Source organism: Streptomyces sp. NPDC101776, assembly GCF_044766845.1.
In the GTDB taxonomy this organism is placed as follows: Bacteria; Actinomycetota; Actinomycetes; order Streptomycetales; family Streptomycetaceae; genus Streptomyces.
Genome location: NZ_JBIWMV010000062.1, coordinates 1 through 1585, shown reverse-complemented (window position 1 = coordinate 1585; position 1585 = coordinate 1). Strand labels below are relative to the sequence as shown.

Here is a 1585-nt window from a genome sequence, read left to right as displayed (position 1 = left end):
AGCTTGGCGTTTATCCTCGCTGGTCACTCGACCTGCTGATCTTGCTGTGTTCGTGAGACAGCAGGACGGCCGTTCTTCACGCTTCGAGGTGTCGAGCAACGTCGCGTGAAAGAACGGCCGCTGGTGAAGAGTCTTGCCCCTGAACAGTCCACTGAGGCCGCGTTGGGCATCCTGTCCCACTTTCGTGTCGAGTTCTACGACTGTCTTTACAGCCGTGCGGATGCGCTCTTCGAGCTCACCGAGGCGGTGCTGTGTGCTGATGGTCCGGTCACCTCGCTGGTCGAGCTGACGCTCACGGCCGAGCACCGGCGCGGGCACGGGGCGATGTATGACGCGGTCAACCACGGCTGGCTGGAGCCGCGCCGCCTGCGCAGGCTGCTGGCCTCCACGCCGCTGCCGCGTGCCGCCGACGGGCGGATCGTGCTCGCGGTGGACGTGAGCAACTGGCTGCGTCCCGACGCCCCGACCAGCCCGGAGCGGCTGTTCTGCCACGTCTACGGGCGGGGCCGCAGCGCGGATCAGTTCATCCCCGGCTGGCCCTACTCCTTCGTCGCCGCCCTGGAAACAGGACGCACCTCGTGGACCGCCGTGCTGGACGCGGTCCGGCTCGGGCCGGCCGACGACGCCACCGCGGTGACCGCCACCCAGCTCCGCGACGTGGTCACCCGGCTCGTGCACGCCGGGCAGTGGCGGCCCGGCGACGCGGACATCCTTGTCGTGATGGACTCCGGCTACGACGTCACCCGCCTCGCCTACGTCCTGGCGGACCTGCCCGTCGAGCTGGTCGGGCGGCTGCGTTCGGACCGGGTGATGCTTCGCGACGCCGGCCCCCGGCGTTCCACCCCGCGCGGTGGGCAGCCCCGCAAGCACGGCGGCGTCCTCACCTTCTCCAGGCAAGAGTCCTGGCACGCTCCCGACCAGGCCACCGCCTGCGACACCACCCGCTACGGCAGGGCCGAAGCCCTCGCCTGGGACCGGATGCACCCCCGCCTGACCGCCCGCGGCCCGTGGCTCGACCACTGTGGTGAACTCCCGCTGGTCCACGGCACGTTGATCCGGCTGAAGGTCGAGCACCTGCCCGGCGACCGCGATCCGAAGCCGGTCTGGCTGTGGTCCTCGCGAACCGGCCTGACCAACGCCGACGTCGACCTGCGCTGGCAGGCGTTCCTCCGCAGATTCGATCTTGAACACACCTTCCGGCTGTTCAAGCAGACCCTCGGCTGGACCGTCCCCAAGGTCCGCGACCCCGCGACCGCCGACCTGTGGACCTGGCTCATCATCGCCGCCCACACCCAACTCCGCCTCGCCCGCCCCCTCGCCGAGGACCTCCGCCGCCCCTGGGAACGACCGGCCGAGCCTCGCCGGCTCACCCCCGCCCGGGTCCGCCGCGGGTTCAGGAACCTCCGCGCGAAGACCACCCGTCCTGCGGGAGTGCCCAAACCCTCCAAGCCAGGCCCCGGACGCCCACCCGGCTCCAAGAACCGCAGGCCAGCCCCACGCCATGAGCCCGGGAAGACCGTGAAACGAGCCGAAACCCTCACCGAACACATCCGCCTGAAACGGCAGCGAGGATAAATACCAAGCT

General features: G+C 70.1%; 1 protein-coding gene. It reads left to right on the top strand.

Annotated elements, in window-relative coordinates; all coding sequences use genetic code 11:
• Nucleotides 1-162 precede the first annotated feature (162 nt).
• Complete coding sequence (locus ACIRRY_RS51795) at nucleotides 163-1575, top strand: NF041680 family putative transposase (protein WP_403988150.1); 1413 nt, start codon at nucleotides 163-165, stop codon at nucleotides 1573-1575.
• Nucleotides 1576-1585 lie beyond the last annotated feature (10 nt).